Annotated in this window: 2 protein-coding genes and 1 pseudogene; all 3 read right to left on the bottom strand. The window is 34.7% G+C overall.

The window, feature by feature from the left end:
* Positions 1-507 (bottom strand): annotated as a pseudogene (locus CIW83_RS21725) (hypothetical protein); the annotation flags it as partial.
* A 17-nt stretch (positions 508-524) separates the two neighbouring features.
* Positions 525-1,457, bottom strand: a complete 933-nt coding sequence (locus tag CIW83_RS21720) for an ABC transporter permease (RefSeq protein WP_094904507.1) — start codon at positions 1,455-1,457, stop codon at positions 525-527.
* A gap of 12 nt (positions 1,458-1,469) precedes the next feature.
* A partial coding sequence (locus CIW83_RS21715; protein WP_143598620.1) for an ABC transporter permease occupies positions 1,470-2,268 on the bottom strand: 799 nt, incomplete at its 5' end.

Below are 2,268 nucleotides of genomic sequence, written 5' to 3'. Positions count from 1 at the left end.
CCCTATACTATTGTATACAAAGATTAAATCATCAGAAGTTACAGGTACTCCATCAGACCAAGTTAAATCCTTGTGAATCCTGTAAGTAGCTGTTTTAGCTTCTCTGTCGAAATCAACATCACACCATCCGCCATTTGCTATTTCTTTATTTGGACCTGATCTCATGAATCCTGATTGTAGAGGCTCTGCTAATTGACTATCTACAGCATTTGAAGATAAGAATTCATTAAAAATACCTTCAAAAGGTGTATCTGTTACTATAGCAACATTAAGTGTACCGCCTACTGTTGCTCCATCTTTTTTAACAGTCATTGGATGAGGTAGTACAATCTCACCTACTCCTACAGCAGGTTCGTCTTGTTTTTGGTCGGCTTTATCTTCTGGTTGTTGAGATACTTCTTCCTCTTTGCTTATTGGTGGCTCCTGCTCCACCTTTTTACCACAGGATGTTAGTACAAGTACTAATACCAGCAGTAGTGGAATAATAACTTTCCAACTTCTTTTCATTTTAATTTCCCCCTTCTTTATCCTAATCTTTGTTTCGCGTCGGACGCCCTTTTAACAGCTTGCCCAACGTAATTTATACACAGCATCATCACTAGTATCAATAATGATGCAGGTAACCATAACCATAGTTTGCCTGTCATAGCACCTGGAGTTCTTGCATATGAAACCAAAGTTCCAAGTGATGGTGTCGCTGGCGGCAAACCAAATCCTAAGAAAGATAATCCAGTTTCAATTCCTATGTTCCCTGCAAATCCTAAAATCAAGTCAACGATAATGATTGAACTAATATTTGGAAGAATTCCAGTAAACATAATCTTCAAATCACTTGTACCCATTATCCTAGAAGCATTTATATAATCCCTTCTATTTTCCGACAATGCCTTACTCCTTACTAATCTAGTCATCCCAACCCAATAAAATATACTCATAATAAATATGAAATGCCACATAGTATATTTGGGAATTACAACTACGAAGGTAATGATAAGCATAGTTGTAGGCAATATAGAGATAAAATCACATACTCTCATTATCATATTATCTATCTTCCCACCATAGAAACCTACAATCAATCCCATGATCACTCCCGTTACAGAAGTCAGTATGGTAACAGCAAAGCCTATTAAAATGGAGTTTCTCCCACCTATTAACAATTGTCCTGCAATCGGTCTTCCTCCAATATCTGTTCCTAAAATAAATTCTTTGCTAGGTGCCTTATACTTATTTCTCAAATTTATCCTCATAAGCTCTTCTTGATCTATTAGAAAAGAACCTACTATTACAGTGGTGAAAATAATAACTAACATAATAAGACAGAATGTTGCCAGCTTATCAGCCCTAAATTCTCTTTTTATTACCTTCCAAAATGAGGGTACCTCACTAACGGATTTTAATGTTTCTTCATCTATTTTAGAGGCAACATCTTTCACAACTTTTTTTTCTTTATTCATACCTGCTACCCCCTATTCTATCCTTATTCTTGGATCAACAATTGTCATAATTATATCTGACAATAAACTTCCAAGTAACGTCAATACACCAAATAATAGAACTAAAGCATTCATTACTGAATAATCTCTACTGGTAATTGAGGATATAAATAGTTCCCCCATGCCTGAGTAGGAAAATATAGTTTCGATAAAAATGGAACCGCCTAAAAGTCCAGTAATGGTAAATCCAAAGAACGCAGCTATTGGAAGCAATGAGTTTCTAAATATATGATGACTATAAACCTTGTTTATAGGAACTCCCTTACTTCTTGCAGTTTTTACATAGTCTTGAGTTTTAGCATCTATTACTTCGTTTCTAAGATATTGTATCGTTCCTGTAGTCCTTAAGATAGCAGCTGTAATTGCAGGTAAAATCATATGATGGAGTCTACTAAGAACATAAGCAAATGTTCCTTTTTGAATTCCTACTTCTACAGAACCTGTAGTTGGAAACCATCCAAATTTATATCCAAATATTGCTAAAAGTATGAGCGCGAAAATAAACGTAGGTATTGCATAGCTAATAAAGTTATATATAATTACTCCTTTATCAAAACCCGAATCATTGTATCTTCCAGAATATATTCCAAGTGGTATTGCTATAAGGTATGTCAATGTTAAAGTCAATAATGACAGCCATAATGTATTTACTGCTCTTGCCCCAATTAGTTTTTCAACAGGCATTTTATAAGTATAGGATTGCCCAAATTCTCCTTTTGTAATAATCTTAGTAACCCAATCCTTATATTGTTCAGGTATAGGTTTATTTAAG

Origin of the sequence: Tissierella sp. P1 (assembly GCF_002266425.1) — a bacterium.
GTDB lineage: Bacteria > Bacillota > Clostridia > Tissierellales > Tissierellaceae > Tissierella > Tissierella carlieri.
Note: the sequence above shows the minus strand (reverse complement) of the source record. Positions and strands in the feature narration are given on the sequence as shown.